The sequence below is a fragment of the Bacillus sp. CDB3 genome (assembly GCF_002081505.1).
Lineage (GTDB): Bacteria > Bacillota > Bacilli > Bacillales > Bacillaceae_G > Bacillus_A > Bacillus_A cereus_AT.
Map to the genome: position 1 here is coordinate 286,594 of NZ_ALBR01000097.1, position 18,213 is coordinate 304,806.

Here is an 18,213-nt window from a genome sequence, read left to right on the forward strand (position 1 = left end):
ATTGGTGGGTTATTTTTTACTCTGGTACACTCACTAATTTCTCTTTCATTTTACGAATAAGAATGAAACCACCAATCGCGAAGAGAAGAGTAATTCCTTCTGCGACAAAGATGTTAATCATTTTTGTTTGATAAAGTGCTGCGAAAAAGTCTACAAGTGCGTGGAATAGTATAGCGTATACGAGGAAAATGTATTTCTTTTGTTTTACCGCGTATACGACAAGCATTGTGAAGGCAATTTGCAGCACTAATGCCATAATTCTTTCTAAGCTACCAAGTAAGTATAAATAGGCAGGTTGCTCTATTAACAAGTCCTTGATATGGCTCAACTGTGGGTATTGTTCAACCATTTGAGCGAAGCTACCATTGTTAATAGATGTTGCAAAGGTAAGAGTTTGAAGCCCAGCGAATCCGCCGACTAAAATCGATTCAATACCGCCGTGCCCAATTCCGTACGCAAGACCGTCTGTATAATCTCGATATTTTTTCAGTAAGTAGTAAAAGGCAACGAAACGACCTAGTTCTTCAAAAATACCAGCAGTTAGTCCGCCGGAAATCGAAAAGATAAATGGGTTCTTTAAAAAATCAGCTGTTGTGGGATTACCACGCATGAATAATTGGAATGGTGTTTCGAGAATTTGGGTAAACCCGATAAAGATAAGGACACCAACGCCAACTATTTTCAAATTAATATTATATTTCTTACGGAAATAAACGAGTACAATAATTGGGACCAGAATCGAAACAACGAGTTGAAATATGATGCTGGCAATTACAGTATTTGAAACCATACTTTCACCGCTTTCTAATGTATGTACATATATATTATGCATGAAATGTAGGAGAATGTGGAGAGATGAATCTTTCAAAAAACAAATGAATTTCTTGTTGACTCTAACGTTGCGTCATACTTTATCGTATGTACTAAGGGGGAGATACGCATGACAATGAGGGTAAAAGAAGTAGCTAATTTAGTTGGAATTAGTGTGCGCACACTGCATCATTACGATGAAATTGGGTTGTTAACCCCAGATGAGACGACAGAGTCTGGATATCGTCTGTATTCCAATGAAAATTTAGAAACATTGCAGCAAATTTTATTTTTTAAAGAGCTTGGCTTCCCTTTAAAGAAGATTAAGGAAATTATCATGAGTCCTTCATTCGACCGTGAAGAGGCATTACAGCTTCATAAGAAAATGCTTCTTGAAAAGCGGGCTAGATTGGATAAAGTGATAGCGACGATTAATAAAACAATTCAGCATACAAAAGGAGAGATTGAAATGACGAACAAAGAAAAATTTGAAGGATTTGATTTTAGTCATAACCCGTACGAAGAAGAAGCACGTGAACGATGGGGAGATGAGGCTGTAGATAAAGCGAATAAAACAGCGAAGGGTATGTCTACAGAGAGACAGGAGGAGTTTAATAATATTTACAGAAAGCTAGCAACACTTCGAAATGGAGCCCCTGATTCTAAAGAGGCGCAAGAAGCAATTGGAGTCTGGTACGATTACTTGCAAAACTTTGGTGAATATTCATTAGAAGCTTTTAAGGGGCTCGGTCAAATGTATGTTGCTGATGAGCGTTTTACGAAAAATATTGATAAGTTTGGTGAAGGTTTAGCGCAGTTTATGTGTGATGCGATGGAGGTTTATGCAGATCGGAAGAAATAGTACAAAAGGTGGAGGTTTTTTCCACCTTTTATTTTTTAATCATATCATTTAAAGTTTGATCCCCGGTATTGTTCAAATGAGGATTGTTGCTCATTTCACGTTTTAGCATATCAAGACTTTGTTCATATTCTGTATCGTTTAAGCTACCGGATTGAAGGCCTTGAATTTGAGAAATCAACTTTTGGTTTGTTGATACATATGCTTTATAATAGCGAGGAACGATGGACAAAGCAGTTTTATATACTTGATCCGCTACTAGTTTCGGATCCGTTGTGTTGGCACGGTATACAACGAATACTTCGTCGTCAGTAACGAGCGTGGCAGCATTTGCAACGTCAGGAAGTTTAACTGTCATGCTTGTAATCATTTCAGCGACTTTCTCACGGTTAATGGCTCCTACTTGTTTGTTAGATACTTCATGTTTTTGTTTAGATGAATAGCCAACCCTTGTGAGCCGTGTATTTGTATTTTCCGTATGATATATGTCGTTTTTATTGGAAACAAGAACACGACTTCCTTCTTCACGTTCCATTTCGGCTTTATTAGTTGACTGACAGCCTGTAAATAAGGAAAGAGTGAGGAGAGAGAGTATAATTTGCTTTTTCACGATGTATCACCTCCTTCTCCATAGCATGCACTAATTTTCAATTTTTTGTATTTGAAATTGTTGGTTGTTATGCTTTGTGATACGATAAAAAGAAGAATGCTTAGAGAGGAAGTTCATAATGGAGCAAAAGCAAGAGATTCATACTACGGTGAGCGTTAATAATGTTCAGTACGAAGTAATTAAAAACTTTCGTGACGGTTTTAGTGAAGAAGCATTTAAAGAGCGTTATGCAGAAATTTTAAATAAATATGATTATATCGTTGGAGACTGGGGTTATGAGCAACTTAGATTGCGTGGATTCTTTGATGATAGTAATCAACGTTCGACATATGATACGAAAATTAGTACTTTATCAGAGTATTTATACGAGTACTGTAACTTCGGTTGTGCACACTTCGTATTACGAAAAGTGAAGAAATAAAAAAACCTCTTACGATTGTAAGAGGTTTTTTTCATAGCAATTATACCAATTATGAGGAGGCTGTTTACTTTTGAAATAAACAGCACCTCGGCAAATATAATTATTTTTTTCATAAAGGCTTAATGAAACCGGATTACCTGTAAAGCAATCTAGGCGTATTCCTTTGTAGCCTATCTGTCTTGCTTCGCTTTCCCAAAAGGATAAAAGTACTTTGCTATATCCTTTTCCTTGCGCGAAAGGGTGGATGACGAAAGAATGGACGATAAGAAAGCGTCCGTCTGTTTCTGACCAATCAATTCGTTCATATTCGGGAGATTGCCACTCGTTTAGCACGACAGCACCAACGAGTGAACCATCCTCAAATAAGCAATACAGTTCACCTTGTTTTAAATGATAGAAAATATGGTCTCGCGACGGATAAGAATCATCCCATTGATAAATTTTGTTCTGTAAGAGTGCTTCTTTGCATGCTGTATACATTACATCTAAGTCATTCAATAAATCAATCGTACCTTTTCTCACCGTTAACATGTGAGTCCTCCTTACAAACAAATTGAAATGTGATCACCTTCAGAAAGCGTTTTGTTTGGTTTCATTTGTTGTTCATTTAGTTGGATGTACCCATTTTTAATTTTCTCCACAATGAGTGCACGGCTCCAATCCGAAATATATGTGGATAACACTTTATCAACCCGGTGGGAACCGAAAACTATGTCTAATACGATCGTTATTTCGGCTATGCCACTTTCTTTGTATTGTGTAATGGAAATGGTAGTACTTGTTTCCGTTTGTTCTTGCTGAGTCATATCGACAGTTTCGACGTGATCAGTAAATGATTTATAAATATGAAGTTTTTGATTCCACGTATGATCTTTCGGACATTTATAAATTGCAAATCGGTATATGTTCTTTCCGTTTGCGTTATGCCTGCGAATGTTCGTGTCGGTAAAAAGGGTAGTACGCCTGCAATTTTTACAATATTTTTCGATTGTTGCTAGTTCGTTTTCATATAAACTCCAAGAAAGTTGTACTTTCTGCATTTTCCTTCACCTCTTATATATTGGTAAAGGAACGTAATACAGCTATTTGGATGTCTTGTAGTATGAAGACATAAGAAGTAGACAAAAATAAAAAGAGGTTCCCCCAAGAGGAACCTCCGTAAACATCATACTACAGATGCGTTACGTTCCTTTGTAATGGGAATGGGCAGACTACTCCCTTGAAAAAGCACGGTGCTTTTTTGAGAGTAATGCTATCCAATTGCTGGTCCATTACAAAGTATATGTTGGCATACGTAGATAACGTCCTTTCTATCCAAATAGATTTGTTCATAAGTATAACATGTGAGATTGAAAATTCAACATATAAATTGTAAAAAAACACCAGCTGAAATAGCTGGTGTATAAGATAAATTATATAAGTTCAAATAAAAATGATCGTAATTCTTCTGCAATTTCTTCAGACATAGAAAATGCATGCTCTAAGTAGCCTGGTTCGTTTAAATCGTCAGGACCGATGATAGCAAATTTGTTGCTCTGCATATCAAGGACTATCGTTTTACCGTAATGACGATCGGAGTATAAAAGCGCTAAATCATGACGCTCATTTTCCCCCATAAAGCTAACGAAACGAGTTTTTGTAGCGACTGTATCGTCGTACAGAAAGAAACGTTCTTCCATACACATGGCTCCTTTATTAAATATCTAAGTTTAAGTGTGGCTTATGGTCTAAATGGTGGTGTGTTTTAATAAATCGTACCGTTCTTGTTTTGTAACGCATAACGATAGAATATGTTTCAGCTAAATCTCCACCTAGGAATTTCACGCCGTCTAATAACTCACCAGCAGATACACCTGTTGCTGAGAAGATTGCGTCATCACCAGATACTAAGTCATCTAACATAAGAAGTTGACGAGGATCTTCTAATCCCATTTCACGACAACGAGCTTCTTCTTCTTCGTTCATTGGAACTAAGCGAGCTTGCATTTCACCTTCAAGGCATTTTAATGCTGCTGCAGAGATAACGCCTTCTGGAGCACCGCCAACACCTACGAATAAGTCGATACCTGTTCCTGGTAAAGCTGTTGCGATTGATGCACCAACATCTCCATCACCAAATAATTTTACGCGTGCACCTTTTGCACGAACACGGTCAATAATATCTTGATGACGTTCACGTTCTTGCACGATAACCGTTAGGTCACGAATTTTTTTATTGTTTGCTTCTGCTACAATTTCAATTGTTTTTTCAATTGGATCATCTAAGCTAATTTTACCAGCTGCTTTTGGACCAACCGCGATTTTTTCCATGTACATATCAGGAGCGTGAAGAAGGTTTCCTTTATCTGCGATTGCGATAACTGCCATTGCATTTGCAAGACCTTTTGCAACGATGTTTGTACCTTCTAATGGATCAACGGCGATATCTACTTCTGGACCGTTACCTGTTCCTAGTTCTTCACCAATATATAACATCGGTGCTTCATCAAGTTCTCCTTCACCAATTACAACTGTACCTGCCATGTTTACTGAATCGAACATATCACGCATAGCTGTAGTTGCTGCATCATCTGCTTCATTTTTCTTTCCGCGGCCCATCCACTGTGCGGATGCTAAGGCTGCTGCTTCTGTTACACGGACAATTTCTAGTGCGAGTTCACGTTCCAAGGTTGCATTCCTCCAATTTCAAAAATCATACAAATATAACTATAACAAATAACGGAGAAAAGGTGAATTCGAAAAATTGTCGATTTTTTCAGAAGAAAGCGTTACAATTAAAATGTAAATGCTTTAATTTCCAGGTAGGTGACATGAATGTACTTCGTAGACAGAAAAAAAATAGAACAAATGCTAGTATGTTTAGAACGAGCAACAAATACATTTCAAGAGAAGAAGATATATGAAACCGAGTTTGAATTTTATGCATTAGAGCGCATAGCCCATCTTATGATTGATTGCGTATTAGATGTAGGGAATGCGATGATTGATGGATTTATTATGCGCGATCCAGGAAGCTATGAAGATATTATCGATATTTTAATGGACGAGCGAGTGATAAGTGCAGAAGAAGGACAAGGAATGAAAGAAGTTATCCTTCTTCGAAAAATGCTTACGCAAGATTATATTCAAATGAATCATGATGAATTATATAAGACGATTCAAAAACATATCGCAGTGGTAGAGAAATACCCAGCGAATATTCACAGTTATTTAGAAAAGGAATTAGGACCTGTATCTGCATTTGTACCAGAATAATTATGCTTATAAGATCCCCGGAATACTTTTTGGGGATCTTATATTGTATATGAGAGAGAAAAGGGAGAAGGGTGAGCTATGGGGGAAGCACGTACTACGAAAGAAGAAATTATACAATTATTAAAGGTAAAGGGCGAGCATACTGTAGCAGAATTAGCCGAAGCTTTAGAAATTACAGAGATGGCGATCCGAAGGCATTTAAGTAAACTAGAGAATGATGAGCTAATTTATTCAAAGATGGTAAGGCAGCATGTTGGACGCCCAACATATTTGTATGGACTAAGTCAAAAGGGAGAAGATACATTCCCGAAAGAATATAAGCAGTTTGCTATTGAAATATTAGATGATTTAGCTCGAATGGGCGATGAAAAAATACTTCGTTATGTTTTACAAGCGAGAACGAAACGAATGGAAGAACAGTTAAAAAAGAAGATAAGTAATCAAAGTAATTTAGCATATAAAGTACAGGAAATAGCTGCTATGCAAGAGAAAAATGGTTATATGGTTCAAATAAAGAGAGATGGGGAACGCTCTTTCATACTTGAAAAGCAAAACTGTCCGTTAAAGGAAATAGCGGAGAAATTCCCGCAAGTGTGTGAAGATGAAAAAGATATGTACAAGCGGTTATTTGCAGGTGCAAATGTGAAAACGTTAACGAACATGTGCGTGGGCGATTGTAATTGCTCGTACCAAATAAAAGAGAAAAAATGAACGTTATGGGACGCTTTAGGGTAAAGCGTTTTTTTCTTTGGAAAAAGGGGTTAATATAAGAGTGGTATGATAGGTGAGAACGTTAGTATAGAAGGAGAGACATAATCGATGTATAAAGGTTATTTAATTGACTTGGACGGTACGATGTATCGTGGTGAAGAGCAAATTGAAGAAGCAAGCGACTTCGTAAAAGCATTAGGAGAGCGCGGCATTCCGTATTTATTTGTTACGAATAACTCAACTCGTAAACCAGAACAAGTTGCAGAAAAACTTGTTCGTTTCGATATTCCAGCGAAGGCGGAGCAAGTATTCACAACGAGTATGGCTACAGCGAACTTTATTTATGAGCGCAAACAAGATGCAACTGTATATATGATTGGTGAAGAGGGCTTACACGCTGCACTTGTGGAAAAAGGGTTTGAACTTGTGGATGAAAATCCTGATTTCGTTGTTGTTGGTTTAGATCGTGATATCACATATGAAAAATTAGCAAAAGCTTGCCTTGCTGTGCGTAACGGCGCAACATTTATTTCTACAAATGGGGATATTGCTATTCCAACTGAGCGCGGATTATTACCAGGTAACGGTTCATTAACATCAGTTGTTGCAGTATCAACAGGTGTGGACCCAATCTTTATTGGAAAACCAGAATCAATCATTATGGAACAAGCGTTAAAAGTGCTTGGCATAGAAAAAGAAGAAGCATTAATGGTTGGGGATAACTACGATACAGATATTTTAGCAGGGATAAATGCTGGTATGCATACCCTTATTGTCCACACTGGAGTAACAACTGTGGAGAAGTTAACAGAATATGAAGTACAACCGACGCAAGTTGTGCATAACTTGACGGAGTGGATTGAGAAGATGTAATGAAAAGAAGGTGACTAAAAAAGTCACCTTCTTTTTTTATTAAAACACGCGATTTACTACCTCTTTAACTTCTTCAAGATATTGTTTGCGCACATCATTATCCACAGAAGGAACGCTTGTATAGAATGTATGCTCAAGTGTTTCAATTCCTGTAAATTCAAAAATACCAACATCAGTTGTTTTCTTCATTGCGTCAAACATACCGCCTGCGGTGTATGCTTCTTTCGTATTTCCCGTTGTAGATAATAACAATCCTTTTTTACCGCTTAATAACTTTTCAATGCCATTCTCACGGTAAGCATAAGCAAAGCCGTGGCTAAATACACGGTCAACGTATCCCTTTAAAATAGCAGGAAGTCCAGCCCACCAAACTGGGTAAATGAATGTAATGCTATCAGCCCAAGAGATATGCTCTTGCTCTTCTTTAATATCTTCTGGTGTGTTTCCTTGAGAAAATAAGATGAAATCGGAAGCGCCTAATACTGGATTGAAGTTTAATGCGTATAGATCGCGAACGCGTACTTCATGACCTTTTTCTTCTAATTGGCCCTAGCTAGTGTGATACTTGGATCAGGGGCAGCAATGATTGCTTCATTACAATTAAGAAAGTTCAAATTAAGTGATACTTTAAAGGAGCTATCAGCATAAAAGATTGCTATACTCCGCTCATACAAAGAACAAAGAAGACGAATAAAATGATGACAATACCAATGCCGAAGTTAAATACAAGAGTACTATCCATATATGTAACCTCCTTGTTTGAAAGTAAAAAGCACTCTGGCTGGAGTGCTTTTTATTATCCGAATCTGTCGCAACGAACACCGTAACGTATAGAAAGGGAATAATGCGTTTAAAGAGTTATAGTAATTTATGTATTTATTTTATAAATGAGCAGGTCCTGCGCACTTATAGAAAAAAAGACACTCTTTTGAGTGTCTTTGATGATGACAAAATGTGCCAATTGCTTGAATTTGATAAGACGTTAATTTTCCGGTGAACGGTCTTTCTTAATCAAGAAGTGTAACAACAGCGATTCAAATAAAGTTTAGCATTTTTTAAATGGGTGTGCGTATGCAATTGTGCATATTGTAATTAGAGGGAAATTGAGTGTTGAAAATGAATGAGTAAATATATATAGAATATTTGATGAGGAGCGAGAGGAATGGAAATACATAAGTTAACAGAAGAAGAAGCGAATGAGATAAATATGTGGACGTATGAGGAACCGTACAATTTATATAGTTTTTCAGGAGAGGCTGAAGTAATAGAAGAGCTATTAGATGGGACGTATTACGGTTGTTGTGATGAGAAGGGAGAATTCATCGGCTATTTTTGTTTTGGAGAAAATGCGCAAGTTCCGGGCGGAAGAGATGCTAATTTATATAGGAGAGAAGATGTAGTAGATATCGGGCTTGGAATGAAGCCGGATTTAACAGGGAAAGGGATGGGGGAAATATTTTTTCAAGCGGGAATTACATTTGCTGCTGAGGAATTGAATTCAAAAATGTTTCGACTAAGTGTAGCGACATTTAATAAAAGAGCAATTAGGTTATATAAAAACATTGGATTTCAAGTAGGACCTGTTTTTTTGAGCCGTGGAAGAGAGTTTATGCTTATGGAATACGAAAGGCCGTCAGTATGAAACTGACGGCCTAGACACTTTATCCCGCTATTTGCAGGCAGTAAGACTCCCACCTCAAAATTCGGCGGATGCGAGTCAGTTAGGCGGGAGATAACTGCCCGTAAAATCCCGATTGGTGAAGGCTAATAATCAGTGGGAATGGACAAAATCCCCACTGATTAAAGTTTCACTTTATTCCGAATGCTCAGCACGGTGCGCTAAACGACTTGAAGCAGCGGCAGCAATTCCGCCAACGATATCATCAAGGAAGGTATGCACCTTTCCAGATGATTTATCATTTAAGTATTCTAAAATACCCGGTTTTAATTTATCGATATATCCAAAGTTCGTGAAACCGATAGAACCGTACACGTTAACGATAGAAAGTGCGATAACTTCATCGATTCCATATAGTCCTTCATCGCGTTTTACGATATCTTGTAACGGTTGACTTAACATTCCCTTTTCAGCAAGGACATCAAGTTCAATGCCTGTAATAAGTGCGTTTTGTACTTCGCGTTTTGATAGTACACGCTCAACGTTATAGCGACATTCTGACATCTCTAAATTTGCATGGTATTTCTTTTGAAGAAAATGAACAAGTTCAGCAATATCGTCAATTGTTACACCGCGTTCTTGTAATAGTTGTAATGCTCTTTCTTGTAGTTGATTTGATTCTTTCATGTTTATCACCTTTTTTTCTTTTTAGTATTTGTATACGTTTCGTTGCTTTATCATGTGCATAGGAATGAAAGGCGAGCACAAGCTCATATATATAAAGAAAAACCATAGGTGGCGACTGCGATGATTCAGCATATTTATGAGCATTATCACATGCATGTTAAAGAATTAATCCCCCTTGGCCCCTATAAAAGCTTTTGGATTCGCAACAAAATTTATGTACTTGTTCCAATTGGAGAAATGGAGGAAGAAGTACTTGTAGAGATGAAAAAGCTCAGTGATTATATGAACCAGCAAGGGGATATAACTGTTGCGACTTTCGTTCCGACTATACACGGCTACTATGTAAGTGAGATAGAAGAAAAAAATTATTGCTTATTAAAAGGTATGCGTATGTTAGAGCGACATGCTACATCATTAGGAAGTGAGCTTTCTATATTCCATAAACGTGGTGCATTCTTTCCAGAAGAAGTTGAGCAATTAAGCCGCATTGGTGAATGGAAAGCATTATGGGAAAAAAGGCTCGACCAATTAGAAAGGTTTTGGCAATCGCAAGTGATGAACCATCCTTCAGACGTATTCGATCAATTGTTCATTGAATCCTTCCCGTATTACTTAGGAGTTGCAGAAAATGCAATTCAATATGTTGTCGATACAGAAATGGACGATACACCGCAAATAACTGACGCGGCAACAATTTGCCAAGAACGATTTACACCTTTATTATGGCATCAAACGAAGCGCTTAAAACTTCCTTTTGATTGGGTATATGACCACCCAAGTCGGGATATAGCAGAATGTATTCGCCATATGATGACAGAAAAAAAGAAAGACTGGGAGCAAACGGTAGTTCAATTCATTACAGATTATGAACGTAATTATTCGCTATCCTCGTTTGGTTGGCGCTTATTATTTGCAAGGCTTCTGTTCCCACTCCAATACTTTGAAACGGTTGAACGATATTATCAAACAGGAAACGAAGAACAAAAAAGCATATATAGAGATCGCTTAGAAGCCATTTTACACGATGTGAACCGCTCCGAGCAATTTATGAAGCATTTTTACGGGTCACTTCGTTTACCAGTTGATAAGTTAGGGATTAGGAAATTAGATTGGCTATCATAAAAGTATAAAAAAGAGACCGATGGAGGTCTCTTTTTTTTATACTACAATTGTATGTAATACATTATGCCCCTACCTGTTGATCAGCACATATATTTAAAATGAATTGATGTCTTTCGATTTTTTCATTTACTTTACTCAATAATTCTTGCTGGATTTCTTTAAATAAAAATTGATAGCTTGTATTCCACGTTGGTATAACCGATGAAAGGTCTAATAAATACTCTTTTTTCTTTTCTAGTTCTTGAATTGTTAAAAAAGTGTTTCCCATTCTTGGCATGTGTCGTCCCCCTATGTTTTTCATTTTATCCCGCTTATATGTGTGAACGATTCACTATATAGTATTAATTATCGCATTTTTTGAGAAGGATTTCCAATTTTGTTTTATGATGTTAAAGGAGAAGTGTTATTTGAATAAAAAAAGAGACCCAAATGGGTCTCTTTTCTAGAAAGCGATGTCGCTTCCGCTTTTAATTAAAATACTTGTTCTACTTCAATAACGCCAGGTACTTCTTCAAGTAATGCGCGTTCGATACCAGCTTTTAGTGTGATTGTAGAACTTGGGCAGCTTCCGCATGCACCCATAAGGCGTAGTTTTACGATACCTTCTTCAATGTCTACTAATTCAACGTCTCCGCCATCGCGAAGTAAGAATGGACGTAATTTATCTAATACTTCTAATACTTGTTCTTGCATATGTGGGTTTTCCATTTTTATCGACTCCTTTCATCAGTTTTATTATAATCAAGATAGAGGGGAAAATCTATTTTTTCTCTTCTTGTTTTATTGTCGAAATATTGTATCGTGTGTACAACGTGTTTTTTCAGTATAGGGGTATGGAATAAGTTTGTAAAATGATGTGCTTATGCACTAAGACATCTGAATATACTGTTGAAACAAGAAGTGGGGGAGAAGAAATGGTTAATGTGCAAGTGTATGGGACGAAAGTAATTTGTGCAAGCTGCGTTGGAATGCCATCTTCAACAGAAACGTTTGAATGGTTACAAGCGGCGATTGGTCGTAAATATGAAGGACAAGAAAATAAATTTAATTTCGAGTATATTGATTTTCAAGAAGAGCAAGAAGATGAAGATAAAAAAGCATTCGCAGAGCGAGTAGTGGAGGAAGATTTATTTTATCCAGTTGTTCTTGTAAATGGTGAAATAGTTGGAGAAGGAAATCCTCGTTTGAAGGATGTTTACGAAGAAATCGAGAAATATTTATAAAGCATGAAGCCTTTGCGAATTTGCAAAGGCCTTTTTATATGGAGGGATAGATGTGGAGAACGGAATAAAGCAGGCTCTAACAGAAGAAGTAAAACAGTTAATGAATCAGTACATAGTAGAGTTAAAAGAAATTTTTTCGGATGAAAAAATAGTCGGGGTATACATTTACGGATCGATCGCGTTAGGAGCATTTCATATAGAGACGAGCGATGTTGATTTTGTTACGGTAATAAGTGATTCCGTAAATGAAGCTGAAAAACAACAAATTATAGAATTTCATAAAAAGCTTAGTAAAAGTACGTTAGGTAAAAGAATGGATGGTATGTATATTCCTCTTGCTGACTTAGGGAAATACAATGATGAAATGAATGAGTACGTGTATTGTGCAGACGGTAAGGCGAATATAGGTCATTGGGATATTAATGCGGTCACATGGTGGACATTGAAAAATCAAGGCATTACAGTTACTGGGAAAGAAGCTGAAGATCTTCCGTTTCAAATACAATGGAACGATGTAGTAAATACAATGAAATACAACGTAGAACAGTACTGGAGTGAAAAAGCGAAGCGGCCATATTTATTTTTTATAGAAGAATGGGTAGAATCAGCTGTCGTTACGATGGGACGCATTTTATATACGTTAGATCATAAAACAATCGTTTCAAAAGATAGAGGATTACAATACTTATTAGAACGTTCAGCGAAAGAATGGGAGCCTTTATTAAAAGAGGTAGAGCGAATGCGGTATAATCCAGAAGAAAAGAAAAAGTTCTCTCGTTGGAGACGGGCTGATATGACGAAGAGGTATTTGCTGTGTTTGATTGAAGAGTGCAGGGAGAATTGGTAGGTGAATAGTAAAAGCATCCTTTAGATAAAGGGTGCTTTACTATTTTTATATAACGAAAAACGCTTTACAAAGAATGAGAAGTCGAAAGATAATATTAAAAAACATATATGTGGGGGAAGAGAATGAGTAAATATAACTTTCATATAAGTAAAGAACAACTATGGAAAGGATGCATTTTAAAGTCAATTGCAGATGCCATTTTTGTAGCACATGCTCCTGATTTTTCGCATGAAAGTTCGTGGGATGGATTGAACTATAGTATGCAAGATAGTCAGGGTGGAAGAGGGACAATTACGTTTCATCCGAATTACACAATTGTATGTCTTCAAGATGTGAATAGTGAGAGAATTGATGAGTGGATTGATGCGGCAAATTATTTTGAAGGAGCACCTTCGGAAGTGATAGACATTGCGAAAGAGGAAGCACTTCAATACGTATTAGAAGAAGTAGAAGGTGAAAAAGTTCCTTTCATTACAACAGCTTTTTGGATTGAGGATAGCGGTGCATACTCAATCGATTCATTTGAAGAAATGGAAGAGCACGGCGGAGTTTTATTAGAAATCCCACTACTTGATCTTGAATCAGCAATGGAAAGATTGGAAGAAGAGTATGAACTGACAGAGGAACAAATGGATCTTTTACAACTCGTGTATAAGAGAAAAATCAAAAATCCAAACGAGGAAATTATGTTGTCTAAAGAAGAAGTAGCGATGATCGGAACGGATGATAGTGAAGGATTAGAAGTATGTAAGGATTCATTTGAAGAGATGAATATTACTTGGGAGTTGTAGGAGAGGATAAAATGTTTCCGATTGGTGAGCAGCCGAGGATTATAAAGGACTTGGAAAATATTACTGCTAATTTAGAAGAATTAGCGATTGAGGGGAAAACAAAAAATATAGAACGACTAGCATCTTTACAAGTTAAGAAATTATGGATTTTTGCAGTAAATCAAAAGCAATTTGAGCATATTCTTACGTATGCTCGTCCAAATATATTGTACGTTTACGAAATGAGGGTCGAGGATTTAAGTAGCCTTCAGAAATTATCAGATTTACAACAGTTGTATATGTGCTGGAATACAAAAGCGAAGACGTTATGGGATATCGCGTATAATAACAAACTCAAATCCTTACTAATTGATGATTTTTCTAAGCTAGAAGATTTAAGTGCTTTAAGTAAGTGTCCGCAACTTAATACCTTTTACATGGGCGGTGGGATAAATACAACGATGAAAGTGCAAACTTTACAACCACTCGCTGCATTACAGCATTTGAAAAAGCTTACTCTTATGAACTTAAAGGTTAAAGATGATTCGTTAGAACCTTTAATACAATTAAAAAATTTACGGGAGTTAAGTTTATCTAATCAATTTAAGGTGGAAGAGTATGCAAAAATATCTGTAGCATTGCTATATACGGAATGTAAGTTTTTTAAACCTTACGTATATATGAACGATGCAATAGAAGGGAAAAATATAATGGTGATTGGGAGAAGAAGACCACTCCTTAATTCGAAAACGGATACGGTAAAGATGCAAAAGTATGAAGAACAATTTAAAAAGTTACAAGAGGAATATAGAGCGCTAGTAGAAAGTACAATGTGAAGTTACATTGCGTTTTCTACTAGTTTTTTCATATACATATCAACTTCATGAAAGAATACTAGCTCTTTCTCCTCGGTATTAAGATGCACAGCACAATGCAAGTATTGCTGTAAGTAAAGATTAGCTTGTTCGTACTGTTTTAAGTTGTAGAAAGAAAAACAAGTAAGAAGCAGAAACGCTTTTTCTTGTAATATTGGAACGACAGCTAGTACAGGAGTAATGGAATGTATATTTGTTTTTGCTAAATTTTCATAAGACGCCCACACTTGAAACCAGTTGAAAATAGTAGAAAGGTAATTCGGAATGTCGATAGTTTCATGTGAAACATTATGTAATAACTGGTCCTGTTTCATATGTATAGGCTCTATCCTTGTTCGTAGAATGCAATCGAATATTGAGATGTTTTCTTTTACTTGTAATTGGTCCGTAATAAGTTGCGGGAGACCAATTGGATGAACACCTATATTTATATAGAAATCATCTCCAAACTGGCTTTTTTGTATATGAATGATCTTATAAAATCCGTTATCAGCTGTGGAAAATGTATGTCTTTTCTTCTTAAATCCAAGTGGTTTTAAAGCAGCGTGTAAATTTGTAATAAAACCTTGCTCCTCTTTAGAGCGAAGCTTACTCTTCATCATAATCGTAAGTAGTTAAGTTTTGTAAGAAGCTTTCAAAATTAGGCGCTAATTCAATTATTTGCTCAACTTCATTATCAATAAATATAACTGGAGGATTTTCAGCTACATTTCGATAGTCTAATGCAATCCACGTATGGCCGTCCCCAGATAAAAGTACGAGGTTCTCAGGCATTTCCCATTCCTGAATTAAATAATGGCTCTCTAAAATACTAGATTCATTTTCATCAAAAGAAATGCCATATAAGCCAGAAACATTAACATGATCATCCGCCCAAGAATTTGGCTCTGAAGTAGGGTGTGCATCAAGGCGAAGCGTTCCTCCATTTTGTTCTTTTAGAAGATTTATGTACGATTCTGGAAGCTTTACGTTTAGTACTTCTTCAGCTTTTTTTATTAGTTCGTCGTTAATGGGTGCTAATTTTAAATAGTCATCTTCTGTCCAAAGTGTAGTCTTCATATTTGGTCACCTCAAATAATAGTTTTAAGAATCTTATTTCATATATTATAGTTAGTTTAAATGACGAGCAATAGAAAGGGGGAAAGAATATGGATGTATTTGAATACCTTGATCATGTAAATTCTAAAGAAGACTTGTTGAAGTTTCTTGCATATCTTCAAAAGGATTTCAAAGTGAATCAAGATGAATGGGAGAATATAGAGGTAGAGACTTATTTAGAGGCATTACATGGTTGGTTAGGTGCCTATGAGGGTGTTTATATAAATCAAGGGGAGAAGCTTCCAGAAAATATTCCATGGAAGTTTATTGCCCAGATGTTACTTGCGGCAGCTCATTATGAATGAAATTAAATTTTTAAAAGATAGAATGGAGAAAATATTATGATTAACCACAATAAAATTAAACAACTTTTAAAATATGTAGATCGTGCTGGGGATAATGAAATTGAGTTAGAGTATGAATTTGAACCGATGACGATAGAATTATTTAATAGTGAGGAAATAGAAGAAGGACAACTTGGTTATAGCTTTGATGATGAAGGGCAAAGTTTAATCGGGAATGAAGAGGGAGATTGGAAAGAAGGATGGATTGTAATTGGGATAGATTCATATCTTGGGGACCCAATCTTTGTAGATAGTAATGATGAAAATTGTCCGGTTTATACAGCTATGCACGGTGAGGGAGATTGGGAGCTAGAATGTATAGCTAAGCGTATAGAAGATGTTATTGAGAAAGTGAAGGAGAATGTGGGGTAAATAACTATAGTATTTCGACGTGACCAAGAGGGAGGAACGAATGAAAAAGTTTCAAATTGAGCTAAATAAACTGCCAATAGAAAATGCTGGAGAAATAGTATTTAGTATAGATGAGAGTATTGTGTTTCAAGAAAAAACAGACATAATAGACCCGATTTGTCGGTTATTTGACGCTTGGGTCGAGTTTTTTTAATATAATGATGCAACAATTTTCTTAAATGAATATGAAAAAAAGGTGGAATTTAAGAAGAAAGATGGGGAATTTCTCATTATTAATCAGAGAGGCAAGAAGTTAGCAAGTGTTGATAGCGAGCAATTTTTACGAGTAATCTTTTCGTTTCTAAAAAAAGAGATAGAGTCTATTTACGTAAGTGGAGTGGATTCTTTTCGAATTAAAGATGCTTATCATAGAATGTTAGAAATTGAGCCATTTGTTCCTGAACTTGTAAATGGAAATGACGCAATTATGTATCGAACTTATCATGCTACAAGTGATAGATATGAATTAAATTGGAAGTATGTAAAGGGGATAGAGGTTGAACCGATATTTCCCCCGGTACTATCTCATGATGAGAAGAGTATCTTTTATGTGGAGGAAAATAACCACGAAATTCGTAAACTCGATAGTGAAACGAAAGAAGAGATTTGGCAGTGCCATATTCCACTAGTAGAAGATTGTAATTGTATAACTGTGAATGGTGTCATAATTATTTGGCATGCGAATAGATTTGGAGAAAGTATTGCGAAATTGTACGCTATTTCATCAAGTTCTGGGGAGCTTCTATGGGATTTAGCAATAGAAGGGCATATTATACAAGATGTAAAAACTATGAGGGAAGAATTATCACGTTTATTAGTTATTACACAGGAAGGCTATAATATTTTATTAGAGCTTGAAAGTGGAGTGAAAGTATGGGAAAAGAATGTCCGAGTCGGAGGAGAAATGGTGCAGTGTCATCTTGGCTCAGATTACTATGTGTTAGCAGGAAATTCTTTTGATGAAGATGGGGAAGTTGATGTATATAGTAACACTGCAATTGCCATTCAATTATTAGACGCTTCTACACTATGGAAACAAATGATGGAAGATTGTAATCCAAATGAACCAGTTACTTTAACTAATGAACATTTTATATGTGTAGCAATAGATTCATTACAAAATTGGGAATATGGAAAAGAAGGTTGTAACTTAATTTTTGAAAAAGCCTTTGATGAGGTACAGTACTCTTACATTGCATCACAGGAATCAAAAATACTATTAACAAGAACTGAGTATGAATATGAAGATGTAAGTAGACAAATACAATGTTATGACCATAAGAGCGGTCAAAAGTTATATGAAGTAAATATGCCTTTTGAAATTGAATTGCCTCCATTTCTTATCGGAGAGATGATGGTATTGTCCTTAGGAGAAGGAAGAATTTGTGGTATTAATATTCAAACAGGTAAAGTGATTTGGAACAATACGACTCTACATGATATTGCAAGGGTTCTGTTATATAGAGATGGTGAAATTTACATTGCTACTTCAAATTTAGAATTAATAATACTTGATGCTGAATGTGGCGAAATAAAAGATATAATGAAACTGCCTAAAAATGTTGTTGAAATAGATTTTATTGTATCAATTAAGGAAGTTAATGATAGATTATTCATTAGTTGTGTAAGTGGAAATATGTTTGAAATAGTAGAACGCTAATTTGTGAAATTCCCTAAGT

Annotated in this window: 24 protein-coding genes and 2 pseudogenes; 14 read left to right on the forward strand and 12 right to left on the reverse strand. The window is 36.1% G+C overall.

Annotation, left to right across the window (positions count from 1 at the left end; genetic code table 11):
• Positions 1–16 precede the first annotated feature (16 nt).
• Positions 17–832: a YhfC family intramembrane metalloprotease gene (locus CDB3_RS25625; protein WP_128856407.1), complete on the reverse strand. Its 816-nt coding sequence runs from the start codon at positions 830–832 to the stop codon at positions 17–19.
• 108 nt (positions 833–940) lie between these two features.
• Here CDB3_RS25625 and CDB3_RS25630 point away from each other — a divergent pair, with 108 nt between their 5' ends.
• The gene (locus tag CDB3_RS25630; protein WP_128856408.1) at positions 941–1,672 is read left to right on the forward strand and encodes a MerR family transcriptional regulator; all 732 of its coding nucleotides are present in this window, start codon (positions 941–943) and stop codon (positions 1,670–1,672) included.
• A gap of 28 nt (positions 1,673–1,700) precedes the next feature.
• On the opposite strand, the gene CDB3_RS25635 is transcribed toward CDB3_RS25630, so the two are convergent.
• A complete protein-coding gene (locus CDB3_RS25635) occupies positions 1,701–2,279 on the reverse strand; it encodes a YhcN/YlaJ family sporulation lipoprotein (protein ID WP_128856409.1) in 579 nt (192 codons plus the stop codon).
• A 118-nt stretch (positions 2,280–2,397) separates the two neighbouring features.
• Here CDB3_RS25635 and CDB3_RS25640 point away from each other — a divergent pair, with 118 nt between their 5' ends.
• Entirely contained in the window at positions 2,398–2,700 is a 303-nt protein-coding gene (locus tag CDB3_RS25640; RefSeq protein ID WP_000435944.1) for a YutD family protein, read from the forward strand.
• 9 nt (positions 2,701–2,709) lie between these two features.
• Here the strand turns inward: CDB3_RS25640 and CDB3_RS25645 are convergent, their stop codons facing one another.
• The 4 genes from CDB3_RS25645 to glpX form a co-directional block, all read right to left on the reverse strand.
• Positions 2,710–3,231: a GNAT family N-acetyltransferase gene (locus CDB3_RS25645; protein WP_128856410.1), complete on the reverse strand. Its 522-nt coding sequence runs from the start codon at positions 3,229–3,231 to the stop codon at positions 2,710–2,712.
• An 11-nt stretch (positions 3,232–3,242) separates the two neighbouring features.
• Positions 3,243–3,740 (reverse strand): cytoplasmic protein, encoded by a 498-nt coding sequence (locus tag CDB3_RS25650; protein ID WP_128856411.1) that lies wholly within the window; start codon positions 3,738–3,740, stop codon positions 3,243–3,245.
• A gap of 372 nt (positions 3,741–4,112) precedes the next feature.
• Entirely contained in the window at positions 4,113–4,379 is a 267-nt protein-coding gene (locus CDB3_RS25655; protein WP_000392612.1) for a DUF3055 domain-containing protein, read from the reverse strand.
• 16 nt (positions 4,380–4,395) lie between these two features.
• A complete protein-coding gene (glpX, locus tag CDB3_RS25660) occupies positions 4,396–5,367 on the reverse strand; it encodes a class II fructose-bisphosphatase (protein ID WP_000439096.1) in 972 nt (323 codons plus the stop codon).
• Between the two features lie 147 nt (positions 5,368–5,514).
• On the opposite strand from glpX, the gene CDB3_RS25665 reads away from it, so the two are divergent.
• From CDB3_RS25665 to CDB3_RS25675, 3 genes are all read left to right on the forward strand, one after another.
• The gene (locus CDB3_RS25665) at positions 5,515–5,955 is read left to right on the forward strand and encodes a DUF86 domain-containing protein (protein WP_128856412.1); all 441 of its coding nucleotides are present in this window, start codon (positions 5,515–5,517) and stop codon (positions 5,953–5,955) included.
• Between the two features lie 78 nt (positions 5,956–6,033).
• The gene (locus tag CDB3_RS25670; protein ID WP_128856413.1) at positions 6,034–6,666 is read left to right on the forward strand and encodes a helix-turn-helix transcriptional regulator; all 633 of its coding nucleotides are present in this window, start codon (positions 6,034–6,036) and stop codon (positions 6,664–6,666) included.
• A 108-nt stretch (positions 6,667–6,774) separates the two neighbouring features.
• Positions 6,775–7,539, forward strand: coding sequence for a TIGR01457 family HAD-type hydrolase (locus tag CDB3_RS25675; protein ID WP_097832201.1), 765 nt, complete (start codon positions 6,775–6,777; stop codon positions 7,537–7,539).
• A 39-nt stretch (positions 7,540–7,578) separates the two neighbouring features.
• Here CDB3_RS25675 and CDB3_RS25680 read toward each other — a convergent pair.
• A pseudogene (locus CDB3_RS25680) lies at positions 7,579–8,085 on the reverse strand (NAD(P)H-dependent oxidoreductase); the annotation flags it as partial.
• 616 nt (positions 8,086–8,701) lie between these two features.
• Between CDB3_RS25680 and CDB3_RS25685 the strand changes: the two are divergent.
• Entirely contained in the window at positions 8,702–9,181 is a 480-nt protein-coding gene (locus tag CDB3_RS25685; protein ID WP_128856414.1) for a GNAT family N-acetyltransferase, read from the forward strand.
• 171 nt (positions 9,182–9,352) lie between these two features.
• On the opposite strand, the gene CDB3_RS25690 is transcribed toward CDB3_RS25685, so the two are convergent.
• The gene (locus tag CDB3_RS25690) at positions 9,353–9,844 is read right to left on the reverse strand and encodes a phosphatidylglycerophosphatase A family protein (protein ID WP_044740520.1); all 492 of its coding nucleotides are present in this window, start codon (positions 9,842–9,844) and stop codon (positions 9,353–9,355) included.
• A gap of 120 nt (positions 9,845–9,964) precedes the next feature.
• On the opposite strand from CDB3_RS25690, the gene yutH reads away from it, so the two are divergent.
• Complete coding sequence (gene yutH, locus CDB3_RS25695; RefSeq protein WP_128856415.1) at positions 9,965–10,966, forward strand: spore coat putative kinase YutH; 1,002 nt, start codon at positions 9,965–9,967, stop codon at positions 10,964–10,966.
• A 61-nt stretch (positions 10,967–11,027) separates the two neighbouring features.
• On the opposite strand, the gene CDB3_RS25700 is transcribed toward yutH, so the two are convergent.
• Positions 11,028–11,243 (reverse strand): hypothetical protein, encoded by a 216-nt coding sequence (locus CDB3_RS25700; RefSeq protein WP_016096616.1) that lies wholly within the window; start codon positions 11,241–11,243, stop codon positions 11,028–11,030.
• A 194-nt stretch (positions 11,244–11,437) separates the two neighbouring features.
• The gene (locus CDB3_RS25705) at positions 11,438–11,674 is read right to left on the reverse strand and encodes a NifU family protein (RefSeq protein WP_000431159.1); all 237 of its coding nucleotides are present in this window, start codon (positions 11,672–11,674) and stop codon (positions 11,438–11,440) included.
• 206 nt (positions 11,675–11,880) lie between these two features.
• On the opposite strand from CDB3_RS25705, the gene CDB3_RS25710 reads away from it, so the two are divergent.
• The 4 genes from CDB3_RS25710 to CDB3_RS25725 all read left to right on the forward strand — a co-directional run bounded on the left by CDB3_RS25710 (position 11,881) and on the right by CDB3_RS25725 (position 14,642).
• Positions 11,881–12,189 carry a YuzD family protein gene (locus CDB3_RS25710; RefSeq protein ID WP_000248590.1) on the forward strand — a complete coding sequence of 103 codons (309 nt, stop codon included), beginning with the start codon at positions 11,881–11,883 and terminating at the stop codon, positions 12,187–12,189.
• Between the two features lie 46 nt (positions 12,190–12,235).
• Positions 12,236–13,036, forward strand: coding sequence for a nucleotidyltransferase domain-containing protein (locus CDB3_RS25715; RefSeq protein ID WP_256869946.1), 801 nt, complete (start codon positions 12,236–12,238; stop codon positions 13,034–13,036).
• A gap of 122 nt (positions 13,037–13,158) precedes the next feature.
• Positions 13,159–13,827 carry a hypothetical protein gene (locus tag CDB3_RS25720; protein WP_128856417.1) on the forward strand — a complete coding sequence of 223 codons (669 nt, stop codon included), beginning with the start codon at positions 13,159–13,161 and terminating at the stop codon, positions 13,825–13,827.
• Positions 13,828–13,838: 11 nt separating this feature from the next.
• A complete protein-coding gene (locus tag CDB3_RS25725; protein WP_128856418.1) occupies positions 13,839–14,642 on the forward strand; it encodes a leucine-rich repeat domain-containing protein in 804 nt (267 codons plus the stop codon).
• A gap of 2 nt (positions 14,643–14,644) precedes the next feature.
• Here the strand turns inward: CDB3_RS25725 and CDB3_RS25730 are convergent, their stop codons facing one another.
• Together CDB3_RS25730 and CDB3_RS25735 are read right to left on the reverse strand one after the other, a co-directional pair.
• Positions 14,645–15,283, reverse strand: a complete 639-nt coding sequence (locus CDB3_RS25730; protein ID WP_128856419.1) for a DUF4304 domain-containing protein — start codon at positions 15,281–15,283, stop codon at positions 14,645–14,647.
• Positions 15,270–15,740 (reverse strand): SMI1/KNR4 family protein, encoded by a 471-nt coding sequence (locus CDB3_RS25735; RefSeq protein WP_128856420.1) that lies wholly within the window; start codon positions 15,738–15,740, stop codon positions 15,270–15,272. Before CDB3_RS25735 ends, CDB3_RS25730 begins: the two co-directional genes overlap by 14 nt.
• A gap of 89 nt (positions 15,741–15,829) precedes the next feature.
• Here CDB3_RS25735 and CDB3_RS25740 point away from each other — a divergent pair, with 89 nt between their 5' ends.
• The 3 genes and pseudogenes from CDB3_RS25740 to CDB3_RS25750 all read left to right on the forward strand — a co-directional run bounded on the left by CDB3_RS25740 (position 15,830) and on the right by CDB3_RS25750 (position 18,194).
• Positions 15,830–16,084, forward strand: coding sequence for a DUF7660 family protein (locus tag CDB3_RS25740; protein ID WP_098766330.1), 255 nt, complete (start codon positions 15,830–15,832; stop codon positions 16,082–16,084).
• Between the two features lie 36 nt (positions 16,085–16,120).
• On the forward strand, positions 16,121–16,495 hold the full coding sequence (locus CDB3_RS25745; protein WP_128856421.1) for a hypothetical protein: 375 nt from the start codon (positions 16,121–16,123) through the stop codon (positions 16,493–16,495).
• 40 nt (positions 16,496–16,535) lie between these two features.
• Positions 16,536–18,194, forward strand: a pseudogene (locus tag CDB3_RS25750) (outer membrane protein assembly factor BamB family protein).
• The last annotated feature ends 19 nt before the right edge of the window (positions 18,195–18,213 follow it).